At 63.9% G+C, this 17,034-nt stretch carries 13 protein-coding genes; 5 read left to right on the top strand and 8 right to left on the bottom strand.

Annotated elements, in window-relative coordinates:
- Positions 1-298 precede the first annotated feature (298 nt).
- Positions 299-745 (top strand): metallopeptidase family protein, encoded by a 447-nt coding sequence (locus tag B4E36_RS22950; RefSeq protein WP_018063787.1) that lies wholly within the window; start codon positions 299-301, stop codon positions 743-745.
- A 19-nt stretch (positions 746-764) separates the two neighbouring features.
- On the opposite strand, the gene B4E36_RS22945 is transcribed toward B4E36_RS22950, so the two are convergent.
- Both B4E36_RS22945 and pdxY read right to left on the bottom strand, forming a co-directional pair.
- Positions 765-1,403, bottom strand: coding sequence for a carbonic anhydrase (locus B4E36_RS22945; RefSeq protein WP_292055180.1), 639 nt, complete (start codon positions 1,401-1,403; stop codon positions 765-767).
- Between the two features lie 140 nt (positions 1,404-1,543).
- Positions 1,544-2,413 carry a pyridoxal kinase gene (pdxY, locus tag B4E36_RS22940; protein WP_345900857.1) on the bottom strand — a complete coding sequence of 290 codons (870 nt, stop codon included), beginning with the start codon at positions 2,411-2,413 and terminating at the stop codon, positions 1,544-1,546.
- Positions 2,414-2,637: 224 nt separating this feature from the next.
- On the opposite strand from pdxY, the gene B4E36_RS22935 reads away from it, so the two are divergent.
- Together B4E36_RS22935 and B4E36_RS22930 are read left to right on the top strand one after the other, a co-directional pair.
- Positions 2,638-7,425, top strand: a complete 4,788-nt coding sequence (locus tag B4E36_RS22935; protein WP_345900856.1) for an NAD-glutamate dehydrogenase — start codon at positions 2,638-2,640, stop codon at positions 7,423-7,425.
- 97 nt (positions 7,426-7,522) lie between these two features.
- Positions 7,523-8,875, top strand: a complete 1,353-nt coding sequence (locus B4E36_RS22930) for an MFS transporter (protein ID WP_414673819.1) — start codon at positions 7,523-7,525, stop codon at positions 8,873-8,875.
- Here the strand turns inward: B4E36_RS22930 and purH are convergent.
- The 4 genes from purH to htpX form a co-directional block, all read right to left on the bottom strand.
- Positions 8,856-10,472, bottom strand: a complete 1,617-nt coding sequence (purH, locus tag B4E36_RS22925; RefSeq protein ID WP_292055177.1) for a bifunctional phosphoribosylaminoimidazolecarboxamide formyltransferase/IMP cyclohydrolase — start codon at positions 10,470-10,472, stop codon at positions 8,856-8,858. The genes B4E36_RS22930 and purH overlap by 20 nt on opposite strands.
- 139 nt (positions 10,473-10,611) lie before the next feature.
- Positions 10,612-12,213, bottom strand: coding sequence for a heparinase II/III family protein (locus B4E36_RS22920; RefSeq protein ID WP_292055176.1), 1,602 nt, complete (start codon positions 12,211-12,213; stop codon positions 10,612-10,614).
- 194 nt (positions 12,214-12,407) lie between these two features.
- On the bottom strand, positions 12,408-13,772 hold the full coding sequence (locus B4E36_RS22915; RefSeq protein WP_414673818.1) for an RsmB/NOP family class I SAM-dependent RNA methyltransferase: 1,365 nt from the start codon (positions 13,770-13,772) through the stop codon (positions 12,408-12,410).
- A complete protein-coding gene (htpX, locus tag B4E36_RS22910; protein ID WP_292055173.1) occupies positions 13,763-14,716 on the bottom strand; it encodes a zinc metalloprotease HtpX in 954 nt (317 codons plus the stop codon). The genes B4E36_RS22915 and htpX overlap by 10 nt, the downstream gene beginning before the upstream one ends.
- Before the next feature lie 212 nt (positions 14,717-14,928).
- On the opposite strand from htpX, the gene B4E36_RS22905 reads away from it, so the two are divergent.
- Both B4E36_RS22905 and B4E36_RS22900 read left to right on the top strand, forming a co-directional pair.
- Positions 14,929-15,144: a DUF1674 domain-containing protein gene (locus B4E36_RS22905; RefSeq protein ID WP_414673817.1), complete on the top strand. Its 216-nt coding sequence runs from the start codon at positions 14,929-14,931 to the stop codon at positions 15,142-15,144.
- A 68-nt stretch (positions 15,145-15,212) separates the two neighbouring features.
- Positions 15,213-15,656 carry a thermonuclease family protein gene (locus tag B4E36_RS22900; protein ID WP_345900855.1) on the top strand — a complete coding sequence of 148 codons (444 nt, stop codon included), beginning with the start codon at positions 15,213-15,215 and terminating at the stop codon, positions 15,654-15,656.
- 3 nt (positions 15,657-15,659) lie between these two features.
- Here B4E36_RS22900 and B4E36_RS22895 read toward each other — a convergent pair whose 3' ends face one another.
- The gene (locus tag B4E36_RS22895; RefSeq protein ID WP_292055171.1) at positions 15,660-16,019 is read right to left on the bottom strand and encodes a VOC family protein; all 360 of its coding nucleotides are present in this window, start codon (positions 16,017-16,019) and stop codon (positions 15,660-15,662) included.
- A 46-nt stretch (positions 16,020-16,065) separates the two neighbouring features.
- Positions 16,066-17,034: ABC transporter ATP-binding protein (locus tag B4E36_RS22890; protein WP_345900854.1), on the bottom strand; the 969-nt coding region annotated here is incomplete at its 5' end.

Below are 17,034 nucleotides of genomic sequence, written 5' to 3'. Positions count from 1 at the left end.
GGAGGGATTTGAACCCCCGACACAAGGATTATGATTCCTCTGCTCTAACCTACTGAGCTACTCCGCCAACCTGCGCACCGTCGGGCGGTGACAAGGGGTCCGGCGCTTTGCGCGGGACGGGGCGTTATTAGGGCCTGCGGCAGGGGGTGTCAAGCGTCAAGGGCGGGTTTTCCGATCGGTTTGCGGGAGAGGTTTTCGCGCCCGGCGCGGCAGCTTGATCCGGGGGGACGATGCCGGTGCAATCTTTGCTCGAAATCTTCGGCGAAAAGGCCTATATGGGCCGGACGAAGGAGCTTATATGGCGATTGAAAACAAAAGCGAGGACTGGCAGGGGCGCTATTCGCCCAGTCTCGAGAGCGTGGAATCGCTGGCGATCGAGGCCTATGCCAAATTGCCCGAGGCGTTTCGGGCGCTGACCGGCGACCTCGTGATCGAGATCGCCGATTTTCCGAGCGACGAGGTATTCGAGGACATGGCGCTGGAAACGCCTTTCGATCTGCTCGGCCTGTTCGAGGGCCGCGGCGTTTCGGAGCGCTTCACCATGGAAACCGGCGAGATGGTCAACCGGATCACGCTCTATCGCCGGCCGATCCTCGACTACTGGGCCGAAAACGAGGAAACGCTCGGCGATATCGTCAGCCATGTGCTGATCCACGAGATCGGCCACCATTTCGGCCTGTCGGATGACGACATGGAGCGGATCGAGGAAAGCGTCGACGACGACGCGGACGACGCCCGGCGCTGACGCGCCGGACGCTGTCTCATCAATCCGGACGGATGAAATCGCCGGTCTTGTTGTCCATCACCCACAATTCGCCCGATGAAATGTCGAACCAGGCGCCGTAGAGCTTCAGCTTGCCCTGTTTCTCGGCCTCCTTCACATTCGGGAAGGAGCGCAGATTGGCGAGCGAGTTGCGGATTGAAATCCGCTCCAGCGCGGTCTGGCGCTCGCCTTCCGTCATGATCGAATTGGAATTGATCTGGGCGGCGGCGGGTTTCAGCAGGTTGATCCATTTGCCGATGAAATCGCCTGGCGACAGCGGATCGGCGTTGGGCGAAAGCGCTGCGTGAATGCCGCCGCAGCGGCCGTGGCCGAGCACCACGATATTCTTGACCTTGAGCCCTTCGACCGCGAATTCGAGGGCGGCGGAGGTGCCGTGATACTGGCCGTCCGGCTCATAGGGCGGCACCATGTTGGCGACATTGCGCACCACGAACAGCTCGCCCGGGCTCGCATCGAAAATCGTCTCGGGCGCGGCCCTGGAATCACAGCAGGCAATGAACAATGTCTGGGGTTTCTGCCCTTCCTCGGCGAGTTGGCGATAGCGGGCGCTTTCTTCGACATAGCGTCCGGACATGAAGTTCTTGTAGCCATCGAGAAGGGATTTGGGGAAAGAGTCCATCAGTCTGCCGTCCTTCTTCCAAAGCATTTCCGGAGGAAACCGGATCACCGGAAATGCTCTATCTATTGTTTTTAAGCGCGTCCGGACGGAAAACCGGTATCCACTTTTCCTGAACGCGCTCTCAGTGCCGTGTTGGTTCTTCAGCTTCTTTTACGTCGCCGGGACGGATGCATCAATTGACGAAGGCCAACTTTTGCGAATGGCGCCCGCAGACTTTGCGCATCCTTTTCCGGCATCAACTCGTCAGCGCCTTCGCGCACCGCGCGCGTCAGGGTTTCAAATACGGAAGCGGTCGATTTTTCAAGCGCCTCTGCCGACGGCTTGCCGGCGAGCCTTGCGGCCAGAAACAGCGCGGAAAACAGGTCGCCGAGCCCGTTCGGCGGGTTGTCGACGCGCTGATGCTCGGCAAGCAGCGCCTGTCTGCGATCGACGAACAGCGCCGCCACGCCCTGCTTCAGCATCGAATGCGCCGAGGTGACCACGACTTCCGCGGGCCCGAGCGCAAGCGCGGCATCGATCGTCGCCGTATTGTCGTCAAGTGTGCGTCCCGCAAGCCATGAGAGTTCGAATCGGTTGGGGGTCGCGATATCGGCGAGCGGCAGAAGCCGGTCGCGGATCGCGATCGCGGTCTCGTCCCCGACATAGAGCCCGCCCTCATCGCCGATCACGGGATCGCAGAGATAGATGAGATCGGGATTTTCGGCGCGCAGGCCTTGGACCAGCTCTGCGATCGCTTCGGCCTGGCCGGCATTCGCGAGATAGCCGCTGATGACGGCGCGAACCTCGCCGCGCCAGCGGCTCTCGCCGAGTTCGCGCAGCGCCGTCGCGAAAGCCTCGCCTTCAAATTGCAGCCGCGTGGCCCGCCCGTGTCCCGGATGCCAGGGCAGCACGATGGTTGGTACGGACCATGTGTTGTAACCAAGCGTTTCCAGTGCAAAGACGATGGCGCGGTTGCCAATCTTGCCGCGCATGACGTAGCTTGAAATCGCGATAACGGCGCCATCAGGCATTTCGAATGTCATATTGGGCCCTGTTGGTGCCTGGGGTGAATGCAACCCCAACGATAAAACGGCGAAATTGTTTTGCCATTCGCCTCAATTACGCTCTAAATCGCCTATTGGAGCAAGCTGTCAAGCGCCTGTCATGGCCGCGGCGTTTAACGATATCCGAATGGCGCGAAAAATCGCCCAAAATGGCGGCTTGGTCCGCTGACATAAAATAAGCTGGAGGAAACATGGACACCAAAGCCGACCAGAAGCGCAGGTCCCTGATGCAGCAGGCCGAGCGCCTCGCCAGGGAAAGCAACAAGGCTTACATCAATCCGGCTTTCATGTTCGACCATGCAAGTCCCGAGGATCTGGAGCGTTACACACCCGAAGCGATCGCGGCCGCGGCATACCATGCGGCCGATGAGATCGCGGCCTATGACGGCGGCGACGCGCGGGTCACGATCGACGCGGTCGAAGGCATCGCGCCGGAGGGCATCGCAACCGACGTGATCACGGTCACCGACCGCAACATGCCGTTCATCTATGACTCGGTGATGGCGGAGATCGCGGAATTCACCAATGATTTCATGCTGGCTGTGCATCCGATCCTGGTCGTGACGCCGGGACAGGCGCCGGTGGCGTTTTCATCCGATGTCGAGCATGCCGAAGACGACCGCATCAGCCATGTCCAGGTCCATGTCCGGCAACTGGCCCCGGAAACGCGCGCGCGGCTGAAGGCGCAGCTCGAATATATCCTGAACCATGTTCGTCTCGCGGTCGCCGGCTGGCCGGAAATGCTCGCCAAGCTCGAAACCGCGATGCAGGAGATGAAAACCCGCGCGCCGGCCGCACTCGCGGATGCGCGGGAGGAGGCGCTTGCCTTTCTCGCCTGGCTGCGCGATGGCAACTTTACCTTCCTCGGCATGCGCGAGCTTGTCTATCTCAAGGATGCGGACGGCGCGCGGGTCGAGCATGTGCCGGACGCGGCGACCGGCATCCTCTCCGATCCGGAAATGCGGGTGCTGCGGCGTGGCCCCAATCCGGTGGTCTCCACGCCGGAGATCATCGGCTTTCTCGAAAGCCCGAAACTGCTTCTGGTGACCAAGGCCAACACCACCTCCACGGTCCATCGCCGCGCCTATATGGATTATATCGGCGTCAAGCGTTTCGGCGAAAACGGCGAGGTGGTTGGCGAACTCCGGATCGTCGGCCTGTTCACCTTCACCGCCTACACCCAGTCGGCGGTGCGCATTCCGCTCTTGCGCGCCAAGATCGCGGACGTCACGCGCCGCTTCGGTTACGAACCGAAGAGCCATGCGGGCCGGATGCTGCAGAACATTCTGGAATCCTATCCGCGCGATGAACTGTTCCAGGCTCCGGTGCCGCTGCTTGCCGATTTCTGCGAGCAGATCATGGCGATTGCCGATCGGCCGCGCATCCGGGTGCTGAGCCGGATCGACAATTTCGATCGTTTCGTCTCGGCGCTCGTCTATGTGCCGCGCAACCTTTACGATTCGCGCCTGCGCGAGAAGATCGGCGATTACCTGGCCAGCGTCTACAAGGGCCGGGTTTCCGCCTATTATCCGTCGTTTCCCGAAGGGCGTTCGGCGCGGGTGCATTTCATCATCGGCCGGCGCAGCCTGGACAAGACGCCGGATGTGCCGCAGTCCGAACTCGAAGCCGAGGTGACGCGGCTTGCCGCCGACTGGACGGAACGGTTCAAGGAGCTGACCGGTCCCGGCGCGCCGGAGATCGAGGCCAATGACGCCTACCACGAGGCCTTCTCCCCGGATGACGCCTATGCCGATCTCCGGCTGATCGGGTCTGCGGCGAAAGAGGGCATGCGCATCGATTTCTACCGCGACCGGCATGAGGATGAAGCGGAGGTGCTTCGTCTGAAGATATTCCATGGCGGTTCGCATGTGCCGCTGTCCCGGCGCGTGCCGCTTCTGGAAAATCTCGGCTTCTCCGTCGTCTCGGAGCGGACCTTCGAACTGGAATATGCCGAAAGCGGCGTGGCCGGCAGGGAGGTTGTCCTTCACGACATGGAATTGCTGGTTGCGGGGGATGTCGATCTCGATCTGGAGGGCGATGGCGACCGTCTGGAAGAGGCCTTCATCGATGCCTTCCGCGGCGCGATCAGCAATGACAGCTTCAACCGGCTGGTTCTGCTGGCGCGACTGAGCGGACGCCAGGCCAACGTGCTGCGCGCCTATGCGCAATATCTGCGCCAGGCCGGCGTCAACTATACCGGCGACTATATCGCCAATTCGCTCTGCCAGTATCCGGTGATCGCCCGGGCCTTGTTTTCCCTGTTCGAGACCGCCTTCAATCCGGCGCTCACCGATGATGCCCGCAGCCAGGGCATGAAAAGCGCGCGCGGCACGATCATGGAAGGGCTGGAAGGCGTGCCCAATATCGATGACGACCGCATTCTGCGGCTGTTCGTCAAGCTGATCGACGCGACGCTCAGAACCAATTATTTCCAGACCGACGAGAACGGCGCGCCGCGACCCAACCTCGCCTTCAAGTTCGCCTCGCAGTCGCTTGCCATCCTGCCGCAGCCAAGGCCGTTCCGTGAGGTCTATCTCTACGGCCCGCAGGTGGAAGGCGTCCATCTGCGCTTCGGCAAGGTCGCGCGCGGCGGGCTGAGATGGTCGGATCGCGGCCAGGATTACCGCACCGAGGTGCTGGGTCTGGTCAAGGCCCAGCAGGTGAAAAACGCGGTGATCGTGCCGGTCGGCGCCAAGGGCGGCTTCTACCCGAAGAACCTGCCCGTCGGCGGCAGCCGCGAGGAGGTGTTCAACGCCGGTCGCGAGGCCTACAAGAGCTATATCCGCACCCTGCTGTCGATCACCGACAACATCATCGACGGCGAGGTCGTGCCGCCGAAGGACACGGTGCGCGCCGATGAGGACGATCCCTATTTCGTCGTCGCCGCCGACAAGGGAACCGCGACCTTCTCCGACACCGCCAACGCGCTGGCGCAGGAGGCGGGTTTCTGGCTCGACGATGCCTTCGCCTCCGGCGGTTCGGCCGGCTATGACCATAAAAAGATGGGCATTACCGCGCGCGGCGCCTGGGAGGCGGTGAAGCGGCATTTCCGCGAGATGAACATCGATATCCAGACCACGCCGTTTACCGTGGCGGGCGTCGGCGACATGTCGGGCGACGTCTTCGGCAACGGCATGCTGTTGTCCGAACAGATCCGGCTGGTGGCCGCCTTCGACCACCGCGATATCTTCATCGACCCCGATCCCGATCCGGCAACAGGCTTTGCCGAGCGCAAGCGGCTCTACGACCTGCCGCGCTCGAGCTGGCAGGATTATGACCGCGAGAAGCTGTCGGCAGGCGGCATGATCATCTCCCGCAACGAGAAATCGGTGCGGCTGACGCCCGAGGCGGCGGCGGCGATCGGCCTTAAGGCGGAGGAGTATTCGCCGTTCGATGTGATGACGGCGATCCTCAAGAGCCAGGTCGACCTGCTCTGGTTCGGCGGCATCGGTACCTATATCAAGGCCGCTGGCGAGACCAATGCCGAGGTCGGCGATCGCGGCAATGACGCGATCCGCGTCAATGCCAACGAGCTTCGCGTCAAGGTGATCGGCGAGGGCGCCAATCTCGGCGTCACCCAGAAGGGCCGCATCGCCTTCGGGTTGAAGGGCGGGCGCTGCAATTCCGACGCCATCGACAATTCCGCCGGCGTCAACTGCTCCGACGTCGAGGTCAACATCAAGATCGCGCTTGCCTCGGCAATGCGTTCGGGCCGGCTGTCGCGCGAGGACCGCGACCACCTGCTGGCGGAGATGACCGAGGCGGTGGCCGAAATCGTGCTCGAAAACAACTATCTCCAGACGCTGGCGATCTCGCTCAGCACCCGCGAGGGGCTGCAGAGCCTGCTCTCGCTGTCGCGGATGATGGACGTGCTGGAGCGCGAGGGCCATCTCGACCGCGCCGTGGAAATGCTGCCGGACGAGGAGGCGCTGAAAACCCGCCGGCAGGCCGATCAGGCGATGACCCGGGCCGAGACCGGGGTGCTGCTGTCCTATGGCAAGATCGTGCTGTTCGACCAGATCCTCGAAAGCGATCTCCCGGACGATCCTTATATGGAGCCGGTGCTTTACAATTATTTCCCGGAGCGCATGCGCAAGGCATTCTCCGACGATATCGCCGGCCATCGCCTGCGCCGGGAAATCATCTCCACCGGGCTTGCCAATGACGTCATCAACCGCGGCGGTCCGGAATTCGTGATCAATGCCTGCGATATGACGGCGGCAACGCCGGCCGAGGTGGTCAAGGCCGCGATCATCGCCCGCGACGGTTTCGCGATGGACGAGGTGTGGGACGCGGTCCATGCGCTGGACGGCACGATCGACGGCGATGTCCAGAACGCGATCTATGCGCAGCTTCGCTATCTGTTCCGCATCCTGACCCATCTTCTGCTGCGCAACGGGTTGGCCGAGAGCGATATCGCCGGCTCGGTCGAAAAGCTGCGCAATGCCTTCTCCCTGTTCGAGGCGGATATCGAGGGCCTGTTGCCTGAGGCGCGGGCCGAATGGCTTGCGGACCAGGAGGCGGGCTGGCTGCAGGCAGGTGTGCCGGAGGCGCTGTCGCGGCGTCTCGCGCATCATCTGGCGATGATGTTCGTGCCGGAGGCGCTGCAGATCGCAAGCCGCAGCGGCCAGAGCCTGGAAAAGGCCGCCAAGGCCTATTTCGAGGTGACGCGGATGTTCTACGTTTCGCCGCTCTTGTCGGCGGCGGCCCGGATGAGCCCCAGCGACTTTTACGATTCGCTCGCGCTGGCGCGCTCCATGGACCAGATTTCCGCAAGCCGCCGCGATCTTGCGGCCAATGCGCTGATCGGGCATGGCGGAACGGCGGAACCCGTTGAGGCCTGGCGCGAGGCGCATGCCAAGCGGGTGCTGCAGGTCACCGACCAGCTCTCCCGGCTTGCCGCTTCCGGCGATCCGACCATCGCCAAGACCACCGTGGCGGCCGGCCTGCTGGGCGATCTCGCGCGCGATCTGGTCTGATCGCTTGCGAAACGCCTGCCGCCATTCTATCGGATAGTGGCAGGCGTTAATAAGGGGCGACGGGGTGACACTGGCGGAGAGCGAGGCGGATCGACGCGTGACGGGCCGGTCGGGCATCCTTGGCTGGATGTTCTTCGACTGGGCGGCGCAGCCCTTCTTCACGGTGATCATCACCTTCATCTTCGGCCCCTATTTCGTGGCCTCGCTCGGCCCCGACAAGGTCGCGGGCCAGACGGCGTGGGCCAATGCCGCGACGGTCGCGGGCGTCGTGATCGCGCTCACCGCCCCGCTGGCCGGCGCGCTGTCGGATGCGACCGGTGGCAACAAGCGCTTTATCGGCGGGCTCGCCATCGTCCAGATAGCGGCTCTTTGCATGCTTTGGCAGGCCGCGCCGGGGACCGGCTATTTCTGGCCGGCGGTCATGATCGTGCTCGCCACGGTGGCAGCCGAGCTTTCGGTGGTCTTCAATGATGCCATGCTCCCCCGGCTGGTCGAGCGGGGCGCGATTACCCGGATTTCCAACGACGCCTGGGGGCTTGGCTATCTCGGCGGCATGATCTTTCTCATCCTGTTTCTGCTGTTCCTGTCCGCCGATCCCGATACCGGCCTCACCATCCTCGGCAATCCGCCGCTGTTCGGGCTGTCGGCGGCCGAAGGCGAGCCGGCGCGCCTTGCCGGGCCGCTTTCTGCGCTGTGGTATCTGGTGTTTCTGACGCCGATGATCCTTTTGACGCCCGACCATGTTAAGACCGGCGCGGCGGGAAGGCGGCTGAAGGGCTGGCTTGCGGACTTTTTCGCGACCCTTTTAAGCCTCCGTCGCCGCCCGGCGCTGTTCCGCTTCTTTATCGCGCGCATGCTCTACATGGACGGTCTCAACGGTCTGCTGATCCTCGGTGGCGCGTTTGCCGCCTCCCTGTTCGATTGGTCGATCACCGAGATCGGCATCTACGGCATGATCCTCAACGTCGCCGCCATTTTCGGCTGCTTCTGCGCCGCCCGCCTCGGCCACCGCGTCAGCGCCGGACGGGTGGTGATCGTCACGTTGTCGATGTTGATTTTCGCGACCCTGGGCGTGGTGTCCACAAGCGTCAACGCTACCGCATTCGGTCTGGTGCCGCTGTCGCCGGCAGATGGCGGGCTGTTCTCGTCCGGCGCGGAAAAGGCATTCCTGTTCTACGGCGTGATCATCGGCCTCGCATTCGGGCCCGTGCAGGCGGGCTCGCGCGCGTTTCTGGCGCGGGCGGTGGACCGCGCTGAAGCCGGCCGCTTCTTCGGCCTGTTCTCGCTCACCGGCCGGCTAACGAGCTTCATGGCGACGGCGGGCTTCGCATTGCTCACAAGCTGGACGGGCTCGCCGAATATCGGCATGGCGAGCCTGCTGGTGTTTCTGGTCGCGGGGCTGGCGCTGTTCGTGCCGGCGGCGGCCGCTGTCAGTGACGGAAGGTCCTGACGCCGGTGAACACCATCGCCACGCCATTGGCGTTGGCGGCGTCGATCACTTCCTGGTCGCGGATCGAGCCGCCCGGCTGGATCACGGCGGTGGCCCCTGCCGCAACGGCCGACAGCAGCCCGTCGGCAAACGGGAAGAAGGCTTCCGAGGCGACAGCCGAACCGCGCGTCATCGGCTCGGGCCAGCCGGCGGCCTTCGCGGCCTCCTCGGCCTTGATGCCGGCGATGCGGGCACTGTCGATGCGGCTCATCTGGCCCGCGCCGATGCCGGCGGTCTGGCCATCCTTGACGTAGACGATCGCGTTCGACTTGACGTGCTTGGCGATCGCGAAGGCCATTTTCATGTCCTCAAGTTCCCGATCGGTCGGCGCGCGTTCGGTGACCACGTTGAGGGCGATCTCGTCAATCATCGCGGTATCGCGCGATTGCACCAGGAAGCCGCCGGCAACCGTCTTGAAGTTCATGCCGCGGGCGCGCGGATCCGGCAGGCCGCCGGTGGTGAGCAGGCGCAGGTTCTTCTTGGCGGCGAGGATTTCACGGGCGGCGTCATCGGCGTCGGGCGCGATGATCACCTCTGTGAACAGCTTGACGATCTCCGACGCGGTCTCGGCATCGAGCGTGCGGTTGAGCGCTACAATGCCGCCAAAGGCCGACTGGCTGTCGCAGGCAAGCGCCCGCTTGTAGGCTTCGGCCAGCGTCCCGGCCCGCGCCACGCCGCAGGGGTTGGCGTGCTTGATGATGGCGCAGGCAGGCGCCATCTCCGGCGGGAATTCCGCGACCAGCTCGAAGGCGGCGTCGGTGTCGTTGATATTGTTGTAGGAAAGCTGCTTGCCCTGATGTTGCACGGCATTCGCCACGCCCGGCCGCTTGTCGCCGGTGACGTAGAATGCGGCCGACTGGTGCGGGTTTTCGCCATAGCGCATTTCCTGGCGCAGCGTGCCGCCAAGCGTCATGTGGCGCGGATTTTCGAGCGACAGCGCCTCGGCGAACCAGCCTGAAATCGCGGCGTCATAGGCGGCGGTGCGGGCATAGGCGCGGGCGGCGAGCGTCTGGCGCAGCGCGTAGTGAACGGCGCCGTTGCCGGCTTCGATCGCCTCGCGGACCTCGTCATAATCGGCCGGATCGGTGATCACGGTGACATAGGCGTGGTTCTTGGCCGCCGCGCGGATCATGGCCGGACCGCCGATATCGATGTTTTCGACCGTTGTCGGATAATCGCCGCCGGCGGCGCGCACTTCCTCGAACGGATAGAGATTGATCACCGCGAGATCGATGCCGGAAATGCCGTGCTCGCGCATTGCCGCCTGATGTTCCTCGTCGTCGCGGATCGCCAGCAGACCGCCATGGACATTGGGATGCAGCGTCTTGACGCGGCCATCCATGATTTCGGGAAAGCCGGTGAAGGCGGAAACGTCAGTGACTTCGAGGCCGGCCTCCGCCAGCGCCTTGTGGGTGCCGCCGGTCGAAAGCAGCCTGATCCCGCGGGCCGCAAGCGCGCTTGCGAATTCGACGATGCCGCTCTTGTCGGAGACTGAAAGCAGCGCGGTCTTCACGGTGACGAGATCGGGTGCGGGAATTTTCTTGGAGGCGACAGCCATGGCGATGTCCTTCGGGCGGTCGCTGCGGGGGCCGCAGCGCTGAAATACGGGGATACCTGCGGCGCTTTAGCATGGTGCGCGGCAATTATAAACCGTGCCGAGGCCGCTTTGGCGCGTGTCCACTTGTTCTGGAAGCGCCTCAGTCGAGACGTTTGAATTGCCAGGCGATGTCGGCGTGTTCGGCGACGTCGGCGGTGATCACGATTTGGCGCGAGGCCTTGGCGCCGGAGCTCGCGGCGAAATAGACGTCGTCTTCGAGCTCGGGTGAAAGGCCCGGGGCTGTGAACAGCCAGCTTTCATTGTCCGGCGCGGTCATGAAGATCGTTTCGGCGTCCTCCCGCATCGTCCAGATGGACGGATGGAGGTGGAAGCGGATGGTGGCGACATGGCCTTCGCGCGCAAGCGGCAGGGCGTCGTGCGGGCGGCGGAACCGGTCTGTGCCGGAAAGCGCACGCCCGTCCGGCGACAGCGCCAGGCTGCGTTCGCAATAAATCCGGAAGCGCGACAGATAGCCGTCATGGCGCATGACGAGACGGTCATCGCCGCGCTCGTCCTCATCCCGTTCAACCGCGATATGGCGCAAGCCGCCAAAGGCGACGGGGCCGAGAAAGTCCGAGCGGGAGAACCGGATCGAGGAGTGGTCGTCGATCGTGGCCGTGGAATGGGCGGCGGTGGCGCGCGCCATGCGGGCCGCGTCGCCGCGGGGGGAGGCGGGAACGCCGGCATTGACGATGAAACGGTTCCTGCCGGATGACAGCTCGAAGGCGGTCGCGCCGGCATGGGCGGTCTTCGACAGATGCGCGGAGAGCGGCTTTCCGGCATCGGCGATCAGCACGGTTCCGCCGGCCTCCAGCCGCTGGAAACCGGTATGGGGCAGGGCCTTGAAACCGGCGCTACCGATCTCGTCATAGCGCAGCAATGCGGAAAGCGCGGTCGAGGGCACCCGGCCCGAGCCGTTGAAGAGCGCCAGCTCGCCATCGCTGTGGCGGAAGAAATTCAAGGCCGCATAGGCCCGGTCGATGCTGGCGAGCAGGCGTTTGGGCAGCGGCTGTTCGAGATTGATATAGGTTTGCCGCAGCGGCAGCAGCCCCAACAGAAGGCGCAACAGCGCGTCGGGGCAGCGCGAGATATGGCCGCCATCCGGCAGGATCTGGAGGGCAAGCTCGTCATCGAGCCTTTGCCTCGCCTCGGATTTGTGCCGGTCGGAAAGATCGAGGCTGATCGAGGCCATGGCGAGCGTCATGGCGACCTGCAGCTTCAACTCGTCGCGCGCCATGCCGCGATAGCGCCGGCGCAGCAAGCGCTCGTGACGGATGACGGCATCGATGAATCGGCGATAGAAGGCGGCGTCCGCGCCCTTGAGAATGACGGTGGAATGGCAGAGCCAGGCATTGAGCCGGGTCGCGACCGTTTCGGTCGTCCAGCTTGGACCCGTCCGCGTCCGATGGCGGCGAAGGAAACTCAGCACCGCGGCGCGCGCGAATTCATTGGCGCTGCTGTCGCGCTGGGTTCTCAAATGCCGGAGCCATCCAAAGCCGGACACGATCCGCTCGAAGGTTGGGCTCGGCATTTCACAGGAAAAGAGCGGTCGGCCTTCCGTCAGCAGCAATTCGCCGGCAAAGGCGAAGCGGCCGGAAACGATGTCCTCACCCTCCAGCGGATCGGCGATGCGCAGATCGGTGGGCGCCACCAGCAATTGCGGCGTTGCACCGCCGGGCCAGCGCGGCAATGGCAGCGACAAGACGGCCGCCCTGGCGCGCCGGAGGGATTCCTCGGCGTACAGAAAGGCATATCGTGCGATTTCCGCGCCCGGAAAAACCAATTTCAGACCCTTTTTATTTGTTTCGTTCGCCGGAAACCGGCGTGACCCGACCTTACGGGGTAGCGCAAGAGCCTGAACACTTGCTTAACAGGTTGTGCTTTGTCAGTTTTTGCTTACCCGTTTATCCGTCGGAGCGCGACCGCGTAGAAGCCGTCGAGCCCGGTCTTGCCGTCAAGTTGTGCGGCAGGCGTGGTACGGATCGCGCCGTTGGCATCGAAGAACGGCGCAAGCGTGTCGGGTCGTCCAGCGGGGAAGGCCGCGCGCTCCGCAGGCGCGCCATCGGCCAGGAGCCGCTCGACGACGGTTTCGCCTTCCAGCGGATCGAGCGAACAGTTGGAGAAGATCACGATGCCGCCGGGGCGCACCAGATCGAGCGCGCGCCGCGCCATCGCATATTGCACCTCCGCCAGCTTTTCGATGTCGGAGAAATCCTTGGTCCAGAACACGTCCGGATGCCGGCGCGCGGTGCCGGTGGAAGAGCAGGGGGCGTCCAGAAGGGCCGCGTCGAATGGGGTTTCCGGCTTGTACTCCATCATGTCGGCGGCGATCGTTTCGGCGGAAAGCTGCAAACGGGAAAGGTTCTGTTCCAGCCGCCGGAGCCTGCTTTTGGAGCGCTCCAGCGCGGTCACCTGGCCGCCCTGCATGATCAACTGCGCGGTCTTGCCGCCCGGAGCGGCGCAGAGATCGATAACGCGCTGGCCCGTGAGATCGCCGAACAGCGTTGCCGGGATCGCGGCGGCTGCATCCTGCACCCACCATTCGCCCTCGGCAAAGCCATCCATGTCCGATACGGCGCCGGAGGGCGCATCGAGGCGGATCGTGCCGGTGGAAAGGACCGTGCCGCCAAGACGCGCGGCCCAGCCTTCCGGGTCTGACTTGACAGTGATATCGATCGTCGGCGGCTGAAGCTGGGCGCGGCCGATGGCGTGGGCCGTGTTCGCGCCATAGACGGCAGTCAGCCGCTCCGCGAACCAGTCGGGAATCGGGTTGACGCCTTCGAGTTCGTCCAGGATTTTCGCCTTGCGTCGGGTCATGCCGCGCAGCACGGCATTGACGAGGCCGGAAAACCGCTTGTTGCGCGGATCGGCATTGGCCTGTTCCACGGCGATATCGACGGCGGAGTGATCGGGCACATCGAGATAGAGGATCTGCGCGGCGGCGATCGCCAGCACATGCGACAGCGCCCGCGCGCCGCCCGGCAGCGGGCGGTCGAGCAGCGAGGCGATCGCCTGGTCGATCATCGGCTTGTGGCGAAGCGTGGTCAGCACCAGCGCGCGGGTGAGCGCCCGGTCGGCGGGGCCGAGCGCGCGATAGGCGGGGTTGCCGTGTTCGGTGTCGATCATGCCGTCGAGCGGCGTCTTGCGGTCGACAACGGCGGCGAGGATTTTGGAGGCGGCTGCGCGGGCGGCGTAGCCGGGCTTGTCGTTCGGACGGTCCTTATTCGGGGCCGTCCGCTTCATGTCATCATTCAAGACCAGGGACCTTTGAAGGGCGGTTCATTGCCGTTGCCGTTGCCGGTGTTGGGAACCGACTGCGATCTGCGGGTCGCTGTAGCAGGCCGGTAGCCCTGCGTCGAGGTCTGCCCCATGCTTGCAGCCTGATCGCGAAGGGCCGCGATCCGGTTTTCGGTGTTGGGGTGGGTCGAAAACAGATTGTCCATGTTCTGGCCCGAGAGCGGGTTGATGATGAACATGTGCGCCGTCGCCGGGTTGCGCTCGGCGCGTTCATTGTGGATCGCCTGCGCCCCGTGATGGATTTTCTGCAGCGCCGAGGCAAGCGCCATCGGGTTGCCGCAGATCTCGCCGCCGCGCCGGTCGGCCGAATATTCGCGGGTGCGGCTGATCGCCATCTGCACCAGCGCCGCCGCCATCGGGGCGACGATCATCATCAGCAGAACGCCGACAATACCGAGCGGATTATCGCGCCCGCGCCCGAAGAAGAAGGCGAAATTGGCGAGCATCGAGATCGCGCCTGCAAGGGTCGCGGTGATCGTCATGGTCAGCGTGTCGCGATGCTGGACGTGCGCAAGCTCATGGGCCATCACGCCGGCAAGCTCCTCGCGCGAGAGCATTTTCACAATGCCGGTCGAGGCGGCGACGGCCGCGTTTTGCGGGTTGCGGCCGGTAGCGAAGGCGTTCGGCTGCGGGCTGTCATAGAGGTAAACCTTGGGCATGGGCAGGCCGGCGCGGCCGGCAAGCTCGCGCACCATGCCGTAAAATTCCGGCGCCGTGCGTTCGTCGACCTCCTGGGCGCCGTACATTTTCAGCACCATGCGGTCTGAATTCCAGTAGGAGAAAACGTTCATGGCGGCGGCAACGAAAAAGGCGATCACCATGCCGCTCTGGCCGCCGAGCATATAACCGATGCCCATGAACAGCGCCGTCATCGCGGCAAGCAGCATGGCGGTGCGAACGAAATTCATGTCGAGGTCTCCTGAAGCGACAATGAGGAACTCTTCAGATTGGTTGAAGCTTGCCCTATAATTGGGGCATGGTTGCGCATATATCAATATTGCGGCGCCTGCGGGATTTGCGGGTTTTGATTGACGAGAGACGTGGCATGACAGACGGAAAAGACGGCAACAGCAACGAAAACGATATCGCCGGCCTGCCATCGGCAGCCGATCTGGCGGCGCTGACGTCGACGCCGGAAAAGCCCACCGACGCGCCCGATGCGCTGCGCCGCGACTTTCCGGAGGCTGCGAAACGGGCCCTCGCCGAGGCCGAGGAACGTCGCCGCAACGCCGAGGACGCGGCTGGCAAAGCGGCAACCGAGGTCGGCGGCCGTGGCGGGCTCGACCCGGCCCGGTTCGGGGACTGGGAGATCAAGGGCCGCGCAATCGATTTTTAACCATAGGTAAAAATTCCTATTGATGCGACCGAAGCAAAGGAATAAATTCCTTTGTTATGAATCGCCCCTTGTCCACATGCGCGCTGGTTTGCGCCGTTTTCCTGTCGCTGCCGCTTGGCGCCGGCGCTGTCGAGATATTCTCCGGGCCGGTGAGCGCGAAGGTCGTGCGCGTTGTGGATGGCGATACGATCGCGGTCGAGGCGCGCCCTTGGCCGGGGCAGATCATCGAGACGCTCGTTCGGGTGCGTGGAGTGGACACGCCAGAGCTTCGCTCGTCCTGCGGGGCCGAGAAGGAAGCGGCCAATATCGCGAAAGATTATGTGATCTCGCTGCTCGACGAGGGCGACCGGGTGGAGCTGCGCGCGATCGCGGGCGACAAATATTTCGGCCGCGTGGTGGCCGATGTCGGCGTGCCCGAGAAGGGCGATCTCAGCACATTGCTGCTGACCGGCGGCTATGCCGTGCCCTATGACGGCGGCCGCAAGACGCCGTTTGTGTGCCCGTCTTCCTGAGGCTCACGCCGCGTTCTGGTGGGTGAGGATGTTGAGCAGCAGGCCATCGGGATCGCGCACGAAGAAACGGCGCACGCCCCAGGGTTCGTCGGCGGGACCATAGGCGAGGGCAAGGCCCATCGCCTCTGCCCGGGCAAGGACCTCGTCAAGATCATCGACCTCGATGGAAAGATCGGGCACCGGCGTGCCGGAACCGCCTTCGCTTGCGAATGCGACCTGAACCAGGGCGCGTTCGTCCGACGCCAGGGTGACGATCCAGCCGTGATCCATCACCGGTTTGAGACCCAGCAGTTCCTCATAGAAGCGGCGGCGCTCCGGGATCGACTGGGTGGCGATATTGGCGACGATGCGTTTGACGGTCATGGCTTCCCTTCGGCTTTTCCAATTGCGCGCGTGGCCAAAATCCGGTTCAGATCGAAGCCCCTGCTTCATTGAAAAAGTGTAATTTTTCCGGCCGGAATTTCAAGCCGACCTGCTTGCGGCGCATCCCGGCCTCGATCTCCGCGACGCGCACGATCAGGCGGCCGGCGCTGCCGCAATCGACATAGAGAAACGTGTCGGAGCCGAGATATTCGTCGATCTCGACCGTGCCGTTGACCTGTCCCTCGCCGGGGGCCACAACCTCGATATGTTCGGGACGAATGCCGAGCGATGTCGGCGCATCGCCTGTACCATCCGGCAGCGCGCCGCCGCCATGGCCCTCGATGGCGTATTTTCCGTCGCCGCCGGTACACGGCAGGATGTTCATCTTCGGCGAGCCGATGAATTGCGCCACGAACAAATTATCGGGTTTCTCGTAGAGGTCGCGTGGGCTTCCGATCTGCATGATCTTCCCGTCCTTCAGGACCACGATCCGGTCGGCAAGCGTCATCGCCTCGACCTGATCATGGGTCACATAGATCATCGTGGTACCCAGCGTTTCGTGCAGGCGGGCGATCTCGAAGCGCATCTCGACGCGCAGTGCCGCATCGAGATTGGACAGCGGTTCGTCGAACAGAAAGCCCTTCGGCTCGCGCACGATCGCGCGGCCGATCGCGACGCGCTGGCGCTGGCCGCCGGACAGCGCCTTGGGGCGGCGGTCGAGATAATCGTCGAGTTTGAGGATTTCGGCGGCGCGGCCGACCTTTTCCTCGATTTCAGATTTCGGGCTGCCGGCGGTCTTCAGCGAAAAGCCCATATTGTCGCGCACATCCATATGCGGATAGAGCGCGTAGGACTGGAACACCATCGAAAGCCCGCGTTCGGATGGCAGGCGGTCGGTCACGTCGTCGCCATCGAGCAGGATGCGGCCGCGGCTGGTCTCCTCGAGCCCGGCGATCATCCGGAGCAGCGTCGACTTTCCGCAGCCCGATGGGCCGACGAAGATCACGAACTCGCC

The organism is Martelella sp. UBA3392 (assembly GCF_002358775.1).
Classification (GTDB): domain Bacteria; phylum Pseudomonadota; class Alphaproteobacteria; order Rhizobiales; family Rhizobiaceae; genus Martelella; species Martelella mediterranea.
This window is presented reverse-complemented; position numbering and strand designations above follow the sequence as displayed.